General features: G+C 61.7%; 17 protein-coding genes. 9 read left to right on the top strand and 8 right to left on the bottom strand.

Annotated elements, in window-relative coordinates:
* Positions 1-38: 38 nt before the first annotated feature.
* The 3 genes from pbfA to EI983_RS15830 all read left to right on the top strand — a co-directional run bounded on the left by pbfA (position 39) and on the right by EI983_RS15830 (position 3,307).
* A complete protein-coding gene (gene pbfA, locus EI983_RS15840; protein WP_246162210.1) occupies positions 39-1,388 on the top strand; it encodes a (R)-1-hydroxy-2-aminoethylphosphonate ammonia-lyase in 1,350 nt (449 codons plus the stop codon).
* Positions 1,385-2,395 (top strand): 2-hydroxyacid dehydrogenase, encoded by a 1,011-nt coding sequence (locus tag EI983_RS15835; RefSeq protein WP_157708322.1) that lies wholly within the window; start codon positions 1,385-1,387, stop codon positions 2,393-2,395. Before pbfA ends, EI983_RS15835 begins: the two co-directional genes overlap by 4 nt.
* A gap of 126 nt (positions 2,396-2,521) precedes the next feature.
* Complete coding sequence (locus tag EI983_RS15830) at positions 2,522-3,307, top strand: DeoR/GlpR family DNA-binding transcription regulator (protein WP_157708321.1); 786 nt, start codon at positions 2,522-2,524, stop codon at positions 3,305-3,307.
* Positions 3,308-3,341: 34 nt separating this feature from the next.
* On the opposite strand, the gene EI983_RS15825 is transcribed toward EI983_RS15830, so the two are convergent.
* From EI983_RS15825 to EI983_RS15815, 3 genes are read right to left on the bottom strand one after another with little or no spacing between them, the layout of a single operon-like run.
* The gene (locus EI983_RS15825) at positions 3,342-4,283 is read right to left on the bottom strand and encodes a glucokinase (protein WP_157708320.1); all 942 of its coding nucleotides are present in this window, start codon (positions 4,281-4,283) and stop codon (positions 3,342-3,344) included.
* Positions 4,276-5,046, bottom strand: coding sequence for an aldolase/citrate lyase family protein (locus EI983_RS15820; protein WP_157708319.1), 771 nt, complete (start codon positions 5,044-5,046; stop codon positions 4,276-4,278). Before EI983_RS15820 ends, EI983_RS15825 begins: the two co-directional genes overlap by 8 nt.
* A 20-nt stretch (positions 5,047-5,066) precedes the next feature.
* Positions 5,067-5,351: a hypothetical protein gene (locus EI983_RS15815; RefSeq protein WP_157708318.1), complete on the bottom strand. Its 285-nt coding sequence runs from the start codon at positions 5,349-5,351 to the stop codon at positions 5,067-5,069.
* Between the two features lie 103 nt (positions 5,352-5,454).
* On the opposite strand from EI983_RS15815, the gene EI983_RS15810 reads away from it, so the two are divergent.
* The 4 genes from EI983_RS15810 to EI983_RS15795 all read left to right on the top strand — a co-directional run bounded on the left by EI983_RS15810 (position 5,455) and on the right by EI983_RS15795 (position 11,317).
* Positions 5,455-6,015, top strand: coding sequence for a DUF2585 family protein (locus EI983_RS15810; protein ID WP_157708317.1), 561 nt, complete (start codon positions 5,455-5,457; stop codon positions 6,013-6,015).
* Positions 6,016-6,018: 3 nt separating this feature from the next.
* Positions 6,019-6,897 carry a DMT family transporter gene (locus tag EI983_RS15805; RefSeq protein ID WP_157708316.1) on the top strand — a complete coding sequence of 293 codons (879 nt, stop codon included), beginning with the start codon at positions 6,019-6,021 and terminating at the stop codon, positions 6,895-6,897.
* A 406-nt stretch (positions 6,898-7,303) separates the two neighbouring features.
* Positions 7,304-8,593, top strand: a complete 1,290-nt coding sequence (locus EI983_RS15800) for a DUF1963 domain-containing protein (protein WP_246162209.1) — start codon at positions 7,304-7,306, stop codon at positions 8,591-8,593.
* A gap of 531 nt (positions 8,594-9,124) precedes the next feature.
* Complete coding sequence (locus tag EI983_RS15795; protein ID WP_157708314.1) at positions 9,125-11,317, top strand: hypothetical protein; 2,193 nt, start codon at positions 9,125-9,127, stop codon at positions 11,315-11,317.
* A 244-nt stretch (positions 11,318-11,561) separates the two neighbouring features.
* On the opposite strand, the gene EI983_RS15790 is transcribed toward EI983_RS15795, so the two are convergent.
* Both EI983_RS15790 and EI983_RS15785 read right to left on the bottom strand, forming a co-directional pair.
* Positions 11,562-12,371 carry a division plane positioning ATPase MipZ gene (locus tag EI983_RS15790; protein ID WP_157708313.1) on the bottom strand — a complete coding sequence of 270 codons (810 nt, stop codon included), beginning with the start codon at positions 12,369-12,371 and terminating at the stop codon, positions 11,562-11,564.
* A 104-nt stretch (positions 12,372-12,475) separates the two neighbouring features.
* Positions 12,476-13,135 (bottom strand): winged helix-turn-helix transcriptional regulator, encoded by a 660-nt coding sequence (locus EI983_RS15785; RefSeq protein ID WP_157708312.1) that lies wholly within the window; start codon positions 13,133-13,135, stop codon positions 12,476-12,478.
* 127 nt (positions 13,136-13,262) lie between these two features.
* Between EI983_RS15785 and EI983_RS15780 the strand changes: the two genes are divergently transcribed.
* Complete coding sequence (locus EI983_RS15780) at positions 13,263-14,360, top strand: NmrA family NAD(P)-binding protein (protein ID WP_157708311.1); 1,098 nt, start codon at positions 13,263-13,265, stop codon at positions 14,358-14,360.
* 14 nt (positions 14,361-14,374) lie between these two features.
* Entirely contained in the window at positions 14,375-14,668 is a 294-nt protein-coding gene (locus EI983_RS15775; protein WP_157708310.1) for a DUF1330 domain-containing protein, read from the top strand.
* Positions 14,669-14,725: 57 nt separating this feature from the next.
* On the opposite strand, the gene rpmE is transcribed toward EI983_RS15775, so the two are convergent.
* The 3 genes from rpmE to EI983_RS15760 form a co-directional block, all read right to left on the bottom strand.
* Positions 14,726-14,947 carry a 50S ribosomal protein L31 gene (rpmE, locus tag EI983_RS15770; RefSeq protein ID WP_157708309.1) on the bottom strand — a complete coding sequence of 74 codons (222 nt, stop codon included), beginning with the start codon at positions 14,945-14,947 and terminating at the stop codon, positions 14,726-14,728.
* Between the two features lie 14 nt (positions 14,948-14,961).
* A complete protein-coding gene (rplS, locus tag EI983_RS15765; RefSeq protein ID WP_157708308.1) occupies positions 14,962-15,345 on the bottom strand; it encodes a 50S ribosomal protein L19 in 384 nt (127 codons plus the stop codon).
* Positions 15,346-15,649: 304 nt separating this feature from the next.
* Positions 15,650-16,846, bottom strand: a complete 1,197-nt coding sequence (locus EI983_RS15760) for a hypothetical protein (protein ID WP_157708307.1) — start codon at positions 16,844-16,846, stop codon at positions 15,650-15,652.
* Positions 16,847-16,884 lie beyond the last annotated feature (38 nt).

Below are 16,884 nucleotides of genomic sequence, written 5' to 3'. Positions count from 1 at the left end.
CCTCCGGCGGGAGTATTTGGGGAACAATGAAAGGGCGCGTGGTGCAGCATACGGAAGGGGAGGCCAATACCTCGGAGGCGCGGGCCGAGTGGGCGGCGCGAGAGGATCATGGACCGACCCGGGACTTGCTGAACCGGGATGCGGAGGCGTTCTTGCACCAGTCGCTGTCGTCGCCCTGCGTGGCCACGATTGCCAGGGCCGAAGGGATATGGATCGAGGACACTGCCGGGCGGCGCTTCATGGATTTTCATGGCAACTCGGTGCATCACATCGGCTATGGCCATCCGAGGCTTGTGGAGGCGGTGAAGGCGCAGATGGATGCGCTGCCGTTTTCGCCGCGCCGGTTCACCAATGCGGTGTCGGTCGAGCTGGCGGAAAGGTTGGGAAAGCTGGCGCCGGGGGATCTGTCGAAGGTGTTGTTCACCACCGGAGGATCGGATGCCAATGAGGTGGCGCTGAAGATCGCGCGGGCCGCAACGGGCCGGTTCAAGACGCTGAGTTTCTGGGATGCGTTTCACGGGGCCGGGTTCGGGTCGGCCAGCGTGGGGGGCGAGGCGACATTTCGCAGCCATATTGCCGGGCCGCTGATGCCGGGGACGGAGCATGTGGCACCGTTTCACTGCTATCGCTGTGCCTATGGTCATCCCGGGCCGGAGGCATGCGGCCTCGCCTGTGCGAAGATGGTCGAGTATGTGCTGGCGCGCGAGGGAGATGTGGCGGCGGTGATCGCAGAGCCCATGCGCGCCGTGCCGGTGGTGCCGCCGCCGGGGTACTGGCGCGCGGTGCGCGAGGCCTGCAACCGGCACGGGGCGCTGTTGATCATGGATGAGATCCCGACGGGGCTGGGCAAGACGGGGCGGATGTTTGCCTTTGATCATGACGGGATCGTGCCGGATATCGTCACACTCGGGAAGGCGCTGGGCGGCGGGATGCTGCCGCTGGCAGCGGTGATTGCGCGGCGCGATCTGGATGTCTGCGGAGAGTTCGCGATCGGGCATTATACCCATGAGAAGAACCCGGTGACGGCAAGGGCGGCGCTGACCACGCTGGATATTATCGAGGATGAGGGCCTGGTGGAGCGGGCGGACAAGCTGGGCCGTGCGGCGATGGACCGGCTGCACGAGAGCCTTGGAGGTCACGCGCGAGTGGGTGATATTCGCGGGCGCGGGTTGATGTTCGGGGTCGAGATGGTCAAGGACCGCGACACGCGGGAAACGGATCACGCGACGGCGGAGAAGATTTATTACGCCTGTCTGGAGAGGGGGCTGAGTTTCAAGATCAGTGCCGGGTCGGTGCTGACGCTGTCGCCGCCGCTGACCATTCCGGAGGACGATCTGGATCGCGCCCTGAGCATTGTCGAAGACGCGATCCGCGAGGTCACCGCGTGAGGATCGTCCGCACGGATGCCAATCTGGAGATGCCGCTGACCGATGCGGCCCTGCGGGAGGCGGGGCATGAGCTGATCCTGCTGCCGGATGGGGTGGAGGAAGATGCGCTGTGTGAGGCGGTTGCGGGCGCGGAGCTGATCCTGATGTGTTACCAGCCGATCACGGCGCGGGTGATCGCGGCGGCGCCGGGCTTGCGCGGGATCGTGAAATATGGCGTCGGGATCGACGCGATTGATATCCCGGCGGCGATGGAGCGGGGCATCCCGGTGGTCAATATCCCGGAGTATGGCGAAAACACCGTGGCCGAGGGGGCCTTTGCCCTGATGATCGCGCTTGCCAAGCGGCTGACGGAGCTTGACCGGGCGATGCAGCAAGAGGGCTGGGCCTGGCCCGAGGCGCGCTGGCTCGGGCGTGATATCGCGGGCAGCACGGTGGGGATCGTGGGCCTTGGCAAGATCGGCAGCGCCATGGCGCGGATGGCGGGCGCGGGGTTTGGCGCGCGGGTGCTGGGCTATAGCCCGCATACGCCGCCGGAGCGGTTCGAGGCGGCCGGGGTGACCCGCTGCGACGATCTGCAGGCCATGCTGGGCCAGTGCGATTTTGTCAGCGTGCATGCGGTGCTGAACGCCGAGACGAAAGGGCTGATCGGGGAGGCGGAGCTGCGCGCGATGAAGCCGTCGGCCTGCCTGATCAACGTGGCGCGGGGGGCGATTGTGGACGAGCAGGCGCTGATCCGGGCGCTGGATGAAGGCTGGATCGCGGGGGCGGGGCTGGATGTGTACAGTGCCGAGCCGCTGGCGCTTGAGGGTCACAAGCTGAGCCCGCTTTTTGGCCGCGACAACGTGATCCTGAGCCCGCACCTGACATTCTATACCCATGAGGCGATGGCGCGGCTGGAGGCGGAGACGCTGGCGCGCTGTCAGGAGGTGATCGAGGGGCGGGATGTGCTGATCCTGTCGCATGACCCCCGTTTGCGGGCCCAACGCCGGGGAGTGCGCTTCGGCTGAGCCGGGCGCGGCCAAGAAAATTCGTACGAATTTTCTCATGCGCGGGCGAAACCCGGGGGCATTTTAAGAAACTGGACTTTTGAAGCGTCAGATTGTCTAACCTCTCCCAAAGTCGGGGAGGGGCGCATGGCCAAGTCGCGGGAAAAGCACAGCACGCATCGTGAGGTGGAGCTGCTTGACCGGTTGCGCGCCATGGGGGGATCGGCGCGGACGGCGGTGCTGGCCGAGGCGCTGGATGTCTCCGAGGAGACCGTGCGCCGCACGGTGAAGGCGCTGGCCAAGTCGGGTGTTGTGCAGCGGGTGCATGGCGGGGTGTACCTGGCCAATACCGAGGCGCTCGCCCCGGTGGTGACCCGTCTGGGCAAGCGGCCGGAAGAGAAGGCACGGATCGCGGCGGCGGCGGCGGAGCTGATCCCGTCGGGGTCTTGTGTGTTTCTTGATGTGGGCAGCACCACAGCCTTTGTGGCCCAGAATCTCAGGAACCACCGTGACATGACCGTTGTGACCAACGGGTTGCACGCGGCGCAGGCGCTGAGCGACATCAACAACAACCGGGTGTTTCTGGCCGGGGGCGAGCTTCAGGCGGTATCAAGCGGGGTGTTCGGTCCCGAGACGATTGCCTTTGTGGAGCGGTTCAACCTCGACGTGGCGGTGATCAGCGTCGACGGCTTCGACCCGCGGTCCGGCTTCCTGCTGGCGGCCGCGCCCGAGGCGGCATTGGCGCGGGCGGTGACGGCGCGCGCGCATCGGGTGATCGTCGTGACAGATCACACCAAGTTCGGTCAGAACGCGCCGATGGTGGCCTGTGCGCCCGGAGCGGTGGATGTGGTGGTGACCGACCGCGTCCTGCCGCCGCAAATGGCCGAGTGCCTTGCCGGGAACGGGGTCGAGGTGATGGTGGTGGAGGGCTGAGCCGCTCACCCGCCCTTACAGGCGGTTTCGCGCCTCAAAGGGTCCGCTGGCGCAGGGCGCGGGCACAGCCGAGCAGCGCGGCGGTGTCATCGGTGATCAGCGAAACAGGGATATCCTGAAGGATCGGTGTGTAGGGGCCCTTGGCGGTGAACCTGTCGAGAAAGCCCAGCGGCGCCAGCAGCGGCGCGACGGCGCGCGCCAGCCCGCCGATGAAAAAGACCCCGCCCATGGGCAGATGCGCCAGCGCCAGATCGCCCGCCACCTGGCCCAGGAGCTGCACAAAGAGGCGCAGGGTCCGGGCGGCATCGGCATCGTCGGCATCATAGGCGGCGAGGATGTCGCGCGGCGTCAGCGAGCGGCCGGTGACGAAGCGGTGAATATTGCTCAGGCCGGGGCCCGAAAGCGCCTTTTCCATCGGGTTATGAGTGTGCAGGGTTTCAAGCCAGGCGAGCAGGTCGGCCTGTATCCCGCTGGCGAAGGGCAGGCCGGCATGGCCCGACTCGGCCGGAGGCACGAAGAGATCCGGCCCGATCCTGTGGGCCACCGCGACATTGCTGCCGGTGCCCATCCCCATGACCAGGCGGGTGGCGCCGGGCGGTGGCGGCGTGCCGGGAAAGAGCGGCGTTATCGCGGTGTCGGGCAGGTCATCGAGCGCATAGGCCTGGGCTTGCAGGTCGTTCAGCAGGTGACAGGACCGCGCGCCCAAATCCGCGGCCAGAGCGGCACCGTTGACCTGCCAGCGGTGGTTCGTGAGCTGGGCGATGCCGTACCGCACCGGCCCGGCCACCCCCGCACAGATCGCAGTGATCGCAGGGCTGCCCTGATCGGCGAGATAGGCGTGCAGAAGCGCCTGCGGCCCGTCGAACCCGTCATTGCGGAAACGCGTGACGCTTTGCGCGGCGAGCCTGCCGTTTTCGGCAAGGCCCGCCCGCGTGTGCGTGCCGCCGAAATCGGCCAGAAGCCAGCGCTCAGCCATCGCGCCAGCGGGCCGCCGTGGCCCGGGCGGTCTGGGCCAGCATCAGCACGTCGATGCCCACGGCGATGAACTGTGCGCCCCAGTCCACATATTGACGGGCCTGATCGTGATCCATCGAAAGGCAGCCCGCGGGTTTGCCCGAGGCGGCGATACGCCCGAGCGCGTCGCGGATCGCGTCCTGCACGGGCGCGTCGGATTTGGCTCCGAGATAGCCCATATCGGCGGCAAGATCGGAAGGGCCGATAAATACCCCGTCCACGCCTTCGACCGTCAGGATGTCGTCCAGGGCATCAAGACCCGCCACCGTCTCGACCTGCACCAGAAGGCACATCTGGTCATTGGCCGTCTTCGTGTAATCGGGGATCGAGGAAAAGCCGGAGGCCCGCGCCAGAGCCGCGCCGGAGCCGCGAATGCCGTCGGGAGGATACCGCATGGCGCGCACAAGGGTGGCGGCCTCTTCGGCGCTTTCCACCAGAGGGATCAGCAGGGTTTGCGCGCCTGCATCCAGCACCTGCTTGATCGCCCAGGCCTCGCCCATGGGCAGGCGCACGACCGCGTGGCTGTCATAGCCATGCAGTGCCTGCAATTGCCGGGTGATGGTGGGCAGGTCGTTGGGTGCGTGTTCGCCGTCGATCACCAGCCAGTCGAACCCGGCGGTGGCCAGCAATTCGGTGGCATAGGCGTCGGCAAATGCGGCCCAGCAGCCGATTTGTCGCTCGCCCCGGGCGAGGGCGGCTTTGAAGGGGTTGAGAGGCGCAGGCATGTAGGCTCCTTTTGCTGCTGTTACCGGGCCAGGCCGACGGTGAGGGGATAGAGGGCAATCAGGGCAATCATCGCCAGCGTCACCCACAGGAGCTGCCGCCGCATGGGGCCGTCCTGGGCAGAGGTGGCGGCCTCGCCGAAGCTGCGCAGGGAATGGCCGACCCAGGTGAAATAGCCGCCGCCGGTCTTGGCCTGCTTGTCAAGCGAGCGGCGGGTGAGACGCCAGAGCATGCGGAACATCAGAAAGGCCCAGAAAGCAAAGACAAGGCTCATGGCGATCAGGTGAATCAGCGCGGCGTTCGGCATGAGGCGCGGCTCCCTTGGCGTGGTCGTCCGCAGCTTAGACCAAACAGCGCGCCGATGGCGAGAGCGGATGGACAAGGGCAGACCTGCATGGTTGAGTGCGCGCATGACAGCGTCCAACCGCACCCCTTATGTGATCACCGCGCTGATGGTGGTGGCCACCGCACTTATCCTGCTGGGTATGGGGCGGGTGCCGTGGTGTGCCTGTGGGGTCGACCTGTGGGGGACGGTGGGCACGTCGGAAGGGTCGCAGCAATTCTTTGACTGGTACACGCCGAGCCATCTGCTGCACGGGTTCATCTTCTACGCGATCCTGTGGCTGGTGGCGCGGCGGATGGATGTGGGCTGGCGGCTGGTCGTGGCGATGGCGGTCGAGGCCGCCTGGGAGATCTTGGAGAACACCGACGCCGTGATCGAGCGCTATCGCGAGGTGACGATCTCGCTCGATTATTTCGGCGACAGCGTGCTCAACTCGGTGATGGATATGCTGGCCATGGTGCTGGGCTTCTGGCTCAGCATGCGCTTGCCGGTCTGGGCGAGCGTGGCGATCGTGATCGGGTTCGAGCTTTTGACGATGGCGATCATCCGCGACGGGCTGGCTCTGAATATCATCATGCTGCTCGCGCCGCTGGAGGCGATCCGCGACTGGCAGGCGGCGGGGGGCTAGGCCATGAACGATCACGCAAAGGGATTGCTGATCACGACGCTGGGGGTGCTTTTTGTGGTGCCTGACAGCCTGTTCGTGCGGCTGATCGTGGCCGAGCCGATGACGACCGCCTTCTGGCGCGGCATGTCCTCGGGTGTGCTGATCCTGCTGGGGCTCTTGGCGGTGCAGGGGCTGCGCGGGTTTCGAGAGGTGCTGGGCAGCGGCTGGCCCGGCTGGCTCTACATGTTTCTGATCGGGTCCACGACGCCCGGTTTCGTTCTGGCGGTGACCAATACGAGTGTCGCCAATGTGGTCTTTATCTTCGCCTCCATGCCGGTCTTTGCGGCGGTTCTGAGCCGGGTGATCCTGGGCGAGACGATCAGCCGGCGCATGGTGGTGACCATGCTCGCGGTGGCGGCGGGGCTGTCGATCATCGCCTATGGCTCGGGCGAGAATGAGATCGCCCATTGGTCGGGTGACCTTTTCGCGCTCTACGTGGCCTTTGCCTATGCGGCGGCGCTGACGGCGGTGCGCAAGGTGCGCGATATTTCGATGATCCCGGCCATTCCCATCGCCTATATCGGCTCGGCGCTGGTGCTGCTGCCCTTTGCCGCCCCGATGGAGCCGGTGGCGATGCAGTGGCACCTGCTTTTGGGGCATGGCGCGTTCATTGCCATCGCCACCTGCTTTCTGACGCTGGGCCCGCGCTATATCTCGACCGCCGAAGTGTCGCTGCTGATCCTGCTCGAGTCGATCCTGGCACCGATCCTGGTCTGGGTGGTGATCGGAGAGGATCCGGGGCACCTGACCCTGATCGGGGGCGCGGTGGTCATCGGCGCGCTGCTGGTGTCGAACCTGGTGGTTCTGGCGCGCGGACGGCGACGGATGCGGTCCGGCGGGTAAGTTTTTTGCCATGCAACAGCGCCGTGGGCGGTTGAAGTCTGCTTGGCGGGACAATGCGCCAATTCGCTGCATTTGAACATATGGCCGCTTCGGGGGTTGAGCCGAAACCGGTCCTCTTCCTGCCCACCGTCATGTCCATTTCGGCCCTGATCAGAGCAGCATACCGCCCACAAATCACCGATGCAGGCCTCGGCCAGGCTTCGCATCACAGACAAAAACCGTTTTGGCCCCAATCTTGTCGAGAACACGTGTTTTTCTGCCTTACAAGTCATCTTTGGAAGGCGCCTGCCACTTGTTACACGAAACACTACCCATCGCTCTGCCTGCGCTGACGTTCTCGGATTCTGGGTCTGGGCCTATCCGTTATGGTGGATATCCCCATCTGCCTGACAGGTACGACTGGCCAATGACATCGAATAGAAAGCCGATGCATTTCTTTGCAGAAATTGACCTTTCAGCCCTTCCGCGAAGCATGATGCAGGCAGAGCGGCATTATCACATGCCCAGCTTTCCGGACGGCGGGCGATTGTTTATCTTCCTTTCGCTCAATCAAGACTGGATCTTGAACGAGGGAAGACCCGTCGTGGTTTACGCACCCGACGCGAATGACGTGACGCCAGTGCGTCGGCCACCCGAAGAATTGCCGCAACTTGATCCGGATGATGCCTATGTCTTTCACCCCGAACAGGTGGCGCCTGATGGCTGTTCGCTGATAACGGGGTTTATGGCTGCCAGGCCATTTTTGTCTGCGCGCGCGGAAAACCCGCTCATGCGAAACATGGATCGAGCAGCGCTGTCCGAAGAAGACGTTTTTGCCCGTGATCTGGCCTATGCCGAACAGCTTCGGGCGCTGGGTATCGATCATCCGCTGCCAATACCAGAACCCGCCGCAACAAAAGAACCGTTCATTCACGATATTCCGGAAACCTTCCTTGGCTTCTTTACCAGGGGGGTTTTTCAGTTCGACTGGCCCTACATCTTCGAAGTGACAAAAATGGCCTATGCACAGTGCCAGCAACTGCCTGTGGATGAGCTTGAAACATGGATACACAATGGTGACGATCAACCACGCTACCGCAAGCTGATCCGCAGGTTTGAAGAGAAAAAGAAAGAAATCCTCGCTCAGCAGTTCGGTGATAAACCGGGGTGGTGGGAGAGGATTTCCTGCGATCATGTTCCAGCCGTCAATTTGCGGGTTGACGTACAATTGCAGCGCTGGATGGGCTATGCCCGGCTGATGCAGAACAAAGGGCCGATGTCGACGGCGGACAAGCTCGCCTTTGTGGAACTACTCAAACTCGTCGAGCGCAAAGCGCGGGCGGGGGGCAAGGTAGATCTGGAATCAATGCGGCACTTCAAGGAACACCGGGTCCGTAACGATTACGTGCGGAAGGATATGACAAAAGCGTTCAACCACACGGCCCATGCGTTGCAACCTTTGCATCCTGATCGGTCGCCGGAGCCAAAGAACGATTATGGCGAAGCCGATCAGCAGGCACGGAATGTACAGATGTTCGGGGCAGGCTATCTGTTGCAGCATGCCGCGGTTGAACATGAAGACAAGGTGCTTTTGTTCCAGCTCAGCGATGCCGGGGGACTCTTGTTCGAAGATGGGATCATTCAGATGTGGATCACGCACGAAGACCTGTCCGTCGGCCGGTTTGACCGGGTGATCACAACGATGGAGTACACGTAGAACGGTCAGTTCTGACGCTTGGAGGCAGCGGTTCAGATGTACACTACCACTGACAGACACACCGGCGCTACCTGTGCTGTTAAGTAGAAAGCCGTCTTTTGTTCAAACCGCAGCATCGGTCAATTTGGGCTCGTCGCCGCCATCGGAGCGACCGCAGCATCTTACTTGAAGGACTAGATCGCGGCGATTTGAACGGCCCAATCCGGACCTTGGCCGTGCGTAACTGTAGCTACGGTGCGGCCCGTCAGCCCCGCCATTCGCTGCATGTGCAAAATCTTTCAGGTGGCGAACCGGTGGTGTGTGGATAGAGCGCGAGTTCGCTGTGGTTGCACCAATGCCCGCTTCAGGCGGCAGCAGGCGCGACTCGATACTTATTGTCCGTCATCAAGATGTTTAATATTCTAGGGAAATTGGGGTTACCGCGAACGGTATAGCCGATGGCAGGCAACAAAAAAACCGGGGTTGTTTTGAGCCCTGTCACCTCGACTGGATGATCAAGGTATGATTACAGGTCACTAGGAACTTTAATTGATGGCACGTTTTTTACAGTTATTTGCGCTGGTTTTTTTTGGCCTCACGCTTATCTTTCAAGCTTGGGCGCAATCCCTTGACCTCCCAACACAGCACATCGACGGTGCTTTTCAAACGGCAAGCGGTCTTTTCCGCTTGACCAATGGGGAGTTCCCTGGAAGGGATTTTTTCCCCTATCTCGGCGCAGGTCCCTTGTATCTTTTGTACCCCGGATTTCTTGCCGCGGGGTCTGATCTGGCAAGTAGCGTCATGATTGCACAGCTGTTCACCTACTTCGCGGCATGGGCGGCGTTGTTCACAATTACATTCTTGATCGCTTTCCCTAAGCGAATTCTGCTATCGGCACTGTTCTCCGCATTTTGCTACCTTGGAATTCTTCACCTAAGCTCGCAAGGCGCGGGCCACTACATTCTGGATGTTTTGGTAAATCCTGGCATGTCACTGAGGTTTATCAGAGCCTTTCTTCCATACCTTACAGCGATTGCGCTGTACTTGGTTTTGAGAGTTAACGCTAAGAACAAAGTGAAATCGATTATGTCAGGTTCAGCCGTCGCGCTGAGCCTTATATGGTCGAACGATTATGCCTACACAACTTCCATAGCATTTTCTCTCTGCTTTACCCTAGCAGTTCTGCGATCATTCAATGATAGTCGCTTGGCCAATCTTTGCATATTCGCCGCGACATTCATAATTTTAGGTGCTCTTTTTCTAACTCTGTCGACCGCCGGACATCCAATCGACTATCTGCTGTACGGATTTAGGGACGTCGCAGTCGACCAATGGTGGTATTTCGGTCCATATGAAACCACAAGTCGTATCTTCGGCCTTGGTGATATTGGAAAAGTCATGAGTACGGAAGTTTTGCTTTCCATTGCGGTCCTAGCCATCGTCTTCGCTATTTGGATTGCCGACGGACGCCAGGAAATCTTGCTAGTGTTCGGCATCGGCCTGGCAACGTTCGCATCAGGTCTTATCGCATCAGTTGGTGGACACATCTGGGGCTACTTCGAGGTGTTTAAGTTCTGGGCAGCGACAACAGGAGCTTCATTGGTTGTGTTTTCGATCCGAAATCACACGAGCTTGAAAACCCTCAGGATTTTGCCAAATTGGATTGCTTCAAGCGCTTTTATCATAGCGTTAGCGCTGTTGATTCACTCAGCGTTGCAGAGTTACCTTGATTTGAAGGCTCTGGAAAAGCATATAGCAGCGAACTCCGACAAGATCTACGTTCCGGAGCTCGGCGGATACTTGTCGAAGGACTGGCAACCGTATCTGGCCTTCGCGCGAGAAAACATGGATGTCCCGGTTATCGAAGAATATTGGGGGATCTTCAGCGCCATCAATTCGGCAGATCCAGTTTGGCCAGTGGATTCCGTCATACATGCGCTCGGTCAGACCCGCAGAATTACCGCAAGTAGTATCGAAAATGCAGAAATAGTGGTCACCTCAAAATTCGAATTCTCGCCCACATGGCAACCTTGGAGCGTAAGCCAAAATTTCTGGTTCTACGACAAATTGTTTTCTCTCTGGGAGCCGGTTCTCTTGTCTCCGAACACGATTGTGTGGGCAAAGGCCGATAAACCGCCTGCACCTGTTGATGCTGGATGCGAGGTGACAGCAGATGGACAAGGCTTTTTGATCGCCAATGAAAAGGATGAGTTTTTTCGAGTGAAGATTGGATTCGAGATTTATAATCCTGAGAATTCCAGGTTGCTATTTATGGTCAGAAACAATATTTCCTTCGCCTCAGCTGCGAGGGGGTACCTATCTGTCGACCCCGCGCGAACAGAGGCAACGTTTCCAGTCCTGCGCTACTTAGCGGGAGAACCCCTTTTCGATCTGCAATTGATCGGCAATCAGACAGCATTTGCATCCATCGATTGGTGCGAAGCTTCAGTTTTGCCGAATCCTGGAGCGGGTGTTTTACACAAGGGCTCACCAGACACGTTCTATCTTACCGACGATAACTGGGATATGGGTGTCGCTCGTAACTGGGCAGGGTTTTTCCTTCCCGATCTCGACCAATTCATTAGTCAGTTTCGTCCTGGCCGTAACGTGGAGTTTGGGAATGGAGACGTACGACGGATTACCCAAGTAATTAGAGAATCAGGTTATCTCAATGTCTACTTGGAGGGTGAGCCACTTTCTGCAGACGAAGTTGGTGTGCCCAGTGGGTTCACGGTGCGAAAATAGCGTAGTCGTCGCTCCGAAATCTATTTGACTACGGATGGAGTATACCGTTTTGACGCATCAACCGACCGACACGGCAATAGCCCAGGTTCAGGCCGATTCCTTTGCAACTCCTATGTAATACGTGGACGGCATCAGCTCAGCATCTCGTATCAGACCTGAGAAAAGCGGCCATTCGCTTTCCCCCGACGAAATGGTAGATTGGGCTCGGAGCGGTCATCGACCTTCACAAATGAATGCGGGCGCGTCAGAAATCCGGCTCGATCCCGGGCAGGTTCAGCGCCTTGATCAGGTCGCGAAGCTCTTGCCGTGCGGCGACGTTGGAGATGTTGAGCTGTTTGACGCCGATATCCTTGAGGTCCAGAAGCGTCAGGCCGCGGGGGAAAAGCTCGCGGAAGATCACCCGCTCGTTGAAGCCCGGGGCCGTGCGGAAGCCGATGCGCTTGGCCAGGTTTTCCAGCGCCGCGCCCATCTTTTCCTTGTTGACCATGCGCTGGGCGCCGAGCCGGTTGCGCACGACGATCCAGTCGATCGGGGAGAGACCGGCCTGCGCCCGGAGCTGGCGGGCGTTCCAGACCATTTCGGCATAGACCGACGGGCCGAGGATCTTGGTGCCGTCCTCGTTGACATGGGCAAGCAGGTCGAAATCGACGAAGCTGTCATTCAGCGGCGTGATCAGCGTGTCGGCAAGGCTATGGGCCACCTGAGAGAGGCGCGTGTGCGAGCCGGGGCAATCGATCAGGATGAAGTCGCTGTCGGGCTCCAGTTCGGCCACGGCGGCCGAGAGGCGGCGGTCATACATGTTTTCGCCGGGCTGGAGGCTGGCCTGATCCACCTCGGGCAGATCGTGATAGCGCGGGCTGGGCAGGTGCAGACCGGACTTTTCGAGAAAGCGCTGCCGGTTGGCGGCGTAGCGGCCGAAGGTCTTCTGGCGCAGGTCGAGATCGAGCGCGCTGACCATGTGGCCCAGGCGGCAAAGAGCGGTGGCCACATGCATCGCCACGGTGGATTTGCCGGCACCACCCTTTTCGTTTCCGACGACAATGATATGCGCCATGCCTGAACCTTACCTTGCCCGAGAGGGGACCGTCTGCTCTGTTTGCGTCATACTATATGTTGCGGACGCGCCCCGGTGAAGACGCCATATCGCTTTGTTCGAATTTATTGCAATTGCGCCAATGCCGCGGCCATCAGGGCAGTAAACCGGCTGAGTGCGCCGGGATCGGATGCCGATGCCGTGGCGTGGTGCGCGGCAAATTCCTCAAACGGCATGATCCCGGCCGCGGCGGACAGGAGGGCGTCGTAAGACGTGGCCAGACGGGCCGTGGCGGCAGGGTTCGGCCCGGCGAGCACCGTGACCGAGCCGTCGCGGACCCGGATGGTGAAGGGCTCATCATCAACGGTCAGTTCGGCGTCGAGCCGGGTATCCGCCTCGATCACCAGATCGAGCGAAGCGGCAAGCGTGACGGCGATGGTGCGCAGGTTCCCCGGCTTTCTGGGTTCGGGCACCGGTGCAAGCTGCGCGCCGGTGCGGGCCAGAGCAAAAAGCAGGCCGCGGGTGGAGCGCCCGGTATCGGTGAGTTGATAGAGCATCGCGCCATGCGGCCCGCTGACTTTCTCGATCAGCCCCTCGGCGGTCAGATGCGCCAGCCGGTCGGTCAGTAGATTCGAGGCGATGCCCGTCAGGCCGGTTTGCAGATCGGCGAACCGTGCCGGGCCGGCATGCAGATCCCGCAGGATCAGCAGGCTCCACCGGTCGCCCACCGCATCGAGCGCGCGGGCGATGGGACAGAGCAGGTTGTAGCTTCGCGATTTGGCCATTGCGGTTCTTTCGTGAGCGATCACGGGCATGTTACTTTATAAATTAAACTGCATACTTTAAATAATAAAGCACACAGAGGATAGGCCGGATGAACGGTCTGTTCTGTCAAAGCTGAAAGGAGAGGTGATGTCCAGTAAGGCGACTATTCTTGTGACCAGTGCGGCGGGGAATACCGGCCTGCAGGTGGCCCTGCGCTTGCGCGCGCAGGGGTTCCCCGTGAGGGCTGTGGTGCGTGCGCAGGATGCGCGCGCTGATCGCCTGGCGGCGGCAGGGGCCGAGGTGATGGTGGGCGATGTCTATTCGGTTGCGGATATGAGAAGGGCCATGGCGGGGACGCAGCGGGCCTATCATTGTGCGCCGACGGCCCCGAACGGGCTGCATTACGGTGCGGTGTTCGCCGCAGCCGCCGAGGAGGCGCGGCTGGAGCATGTGGTGATGCTGGGGCAGTGGTTGTCGCAGCCCGATCATCCGTCGGTGTTCACCCGCGATGTGTGGTTGTCCGAGGCAATGCTGCGGGCGCTGCCCGACACCACGCTGAGTGTCGTCAATCCGGGCTGGTTCGCGCAGAATTACTTCATGGTGATGGGGCTGGCGGCGCAGCTTGGGGTGATGCCGATGCCGCTGGGCGACGGGGACGTGAAGAAGAACGCCCCGCCCTCGAACGAGGCGATTGCCGCGGTGGCCGCCGCCTGTCTGGCCGATCCCGGCGCGCATGCGGGCAAGACATACCGCCCGACCGGGCCGGAGCTGCTGAGCCCGAATGAGATCGCGGCGGCGATGGGGGAGGCCCTTGGCCGGCGGGTGCGCTATCGCGCCATTGGCGAAAGGCTGTTCCTGAAAGCGCTGACGGCAAACCCGCCGGGCAATTTTTCGTATCAGGCGCTGTCGCAACTGGCGCTTTATGCCGAGGAGTACCGGCGCGGCACGTTTGCCATAGGCGCGCCGACCGATGTGGTGGAGACCGTGGGAGGGCTGGCGCCGGAGCGTTTCAGCGATACGGCGAGGCGGGCGGCGGCAGCAGTGCCGGAAACGCAAAACCGGCTGTCGAACCGGATGTCGGCCATCTGGGGGTTTCTGAAAACCGGCCTGACGCCCACGCCCGATCTGCGCGCGATCATCCGCGACCGGGACCTGCCGGTTCTGCGCGCGCCGGTCTTTTCGAACGAAAGCCGGGAATGGGCGCACGGGCACCCCACACCGCTAGTCAACCGCATCAGCGCCTGAAGAAGGAGGTTTCCATGAGTACTGTCATGCTGTCGCAAATCACCGTCAAGGACCCTGAAAAGTTTCAGGACTACCTTGGCAAATCCAAGTCTGTCGCGGGCCGCTACGGGGCGGAGCTGCTTTATGCCGGTCAGGTGCAGGACGTGCTGCATGGCACGCCGGTCGCGCACCGGATGATCGTCATGGTGCGGTTTCCGGACAGGGCTGCCCTGCGCGGGTGGTTCGACGATCCGGAATACAAGGCGATTGTCCCGCTGAGGGAGGCCGCGTCGGACCAGGTGCTGGTCGCCTATTCCGACGCATCCTGAAACGAGAAACGCCGCCCGAACCGGGGCGGCGTTTCGACTCTGCGCGAGGCGGGTGGCTCAGAAGCCGAGGCCTGCGTATTTGTTCTTGAACTTCGACACGCGGCCGCCGGCGTCCATCAGGCGGGTGCCGCCACCGGTCCAGGCGGGGTGCACGCTGGGGTCGATGTCGAGCGACAGAGTGTCGCCTTCCTTGCCGTAGGTCGAGCGCATCTGCACGATGGTGCCGTCCGTCATCTTGACGTCGATCACGTGATAGTCGGGGTGGATGTCGTTTTTCATCTGATCCGCTCCTCTTAGACGCGCGCGTCTGATTTGGGTTTGTAGGTGGTGTCCTCTGCGATCCGGGCGGATTTGCCGCGACGCGAGCGCAGGTAGTAGAGCTTGGCGCGGCGCACACGGCCACGGCGGACAACGGTGATGCTGTCAATGTTGGTCGAGTAGAGCGGGAAGACACGTTCCACGCCTTCGCCGAAGGAAATCTTGCGCACGGTGAACGACCCGGCGATGCCTGCGCCGTTCTTGCGGCTGATGCAGACGCCTTCGAAGTTCTGGATCCGGCTGCGCGACCCTTCGGTCACCTTGAAGCCGACGCGCACGGTGTCACCGGCTTTGAAATCGGGGATGTCTTTCCCCAGCGAGGCGATCTGTTCGGCCTCGAGCTGTGCGATCAGGTCCATCTGATCAACTCCTATGCTGCTTGCGGTTTCATCCGCAAAGGTGGTTGCGCGATACAGAGAGCTCTTGGTCTTCGTTCGGGTTCATGGTGCCCATGCCCGCCAGAGATCAGATCGTCATGTCCTTGTCCGGGTGCTGCCGCGGTGCCGTTTCGCGGGGCTCCCGCCGAAGCGGTCGGGAATCACGAAAGGCGGGCCTGCGCCCGGAATGGGCGGGTCATATGGGGGATGGCACAGGAAATCAAGCGTTGCGTGGCCTGTGAGGCCGGGAAAATGAGTATTTTCGGAACAATGAAAGGGATTTGCCTCATTCGACCGGGGTTCCGAGGGCCACGATGGCAAGGCCCAGCAGCGCCAGAAGGAAAAACCCTGTTGCGGGCAGGTGGCCGCGGGGCTGTGTCCAGGCGCGCCGCGCGGCCAGCAGCGCCTGCATCGCATAGTAAAGCGCGAAGGCGCGGGAGGCATAGCCGATGATCTCGAACACGCTGAGCGTCCAGGTCATGCCCACGCCGATGGCCGCCAGCAGAGCATAGCCCATCCGCGCGCTCATCCGGCCGCGGGTCAGTTCGGCCAGCAAGCCGCCCGAGCCGCCGGTGTCGGCCACCGCGGCGCTGAACTGTGCGCTGAGTGCGGCGATGATGAGCAGCGTCGGCAGGACCGGGTCGATCCCGGCCATCATGCCGATGATCGCGGTTTCGGAGACCGGCCCGGTGTCGGGCAGAAACAGCGCGCAGAGCAGCAGAGCGTAGGCGATATAGACGGCCCCCGAGATCCATTGCGCGGTGCGCATGGAGGCGATGCGCGTGGGCGCGTCATATTCATCGCCCAGATAGCGAGAGGTCTCGAACCCCTGCACGGTCACGAGCAGGCCGAAGATCAGCGTTATCGCGGCCCAGCCTTCGATCTGGGCGGGCGAGTAGATCAGCGCGCCCGTCACGCTGCGTTCGGCAAAGACCCAGGCCAGACCGGCGAGCAATCCGGTGATGATGGCAAGCTTGAGGCTGACCGAGGCTTTCTCCATCCATTCCAGGGCGCCGAAGCCCCGGGTGAGGCCGGTGATCAGGATCAGCGCAAAAATGCCCGTGGTCACAAGTTCGGCGGCATGTGCGATGGGGGCCGCGGCGAGGCTCATGGCGAAGGCGCCGAAGAGGTTGAGATAATAGGCCACCGAGATCACATAGGCGAAGGCAAGCACCCAGTCGGCCAGCATCTCGCCCCACCCGTCGAGCCGAGATGGGGGCAAGGCCTGCGCATCGAGATAGCGGATGTTGAACCGGATCGCCGCGCCGAAGGCATAGGCCAGCAGACAAAGCGCGACCATGCCCAAGGGCGCCCAGGTGCCATAGGCGCCATGCAGGATCGGGCCGAGCACCAGAAAGCCGCTGCCGATGATCGAGGCGAGCGGCGTGACCGTGGCGCGCCAATGGGTGGCGCGGGAAAGGCGCGGATGGATCAGCAGCACCCCGGCGAGCAGGGTGGCGAACAGGATGACAGCGCTCAGCATGGGTTCGGGCCTTTATCGCAGGGCGGCGGCTGCATCGG

It is taken from the genome of Roseovarius faecimaris (genome assembly GCF_009762325.1).
GTDB lineage: Bacteria > Pseudomonadota > Alphaproteobacteria > Rhodobacterales > Rhodobacteraceae > Roseovarius > Roseovarius faecimaris.
The sequence above is the reverse complement of the archived record's forward strand: the minus strand, read 5'-3'. Positions and strand labels throughout refer to the sequence as shown.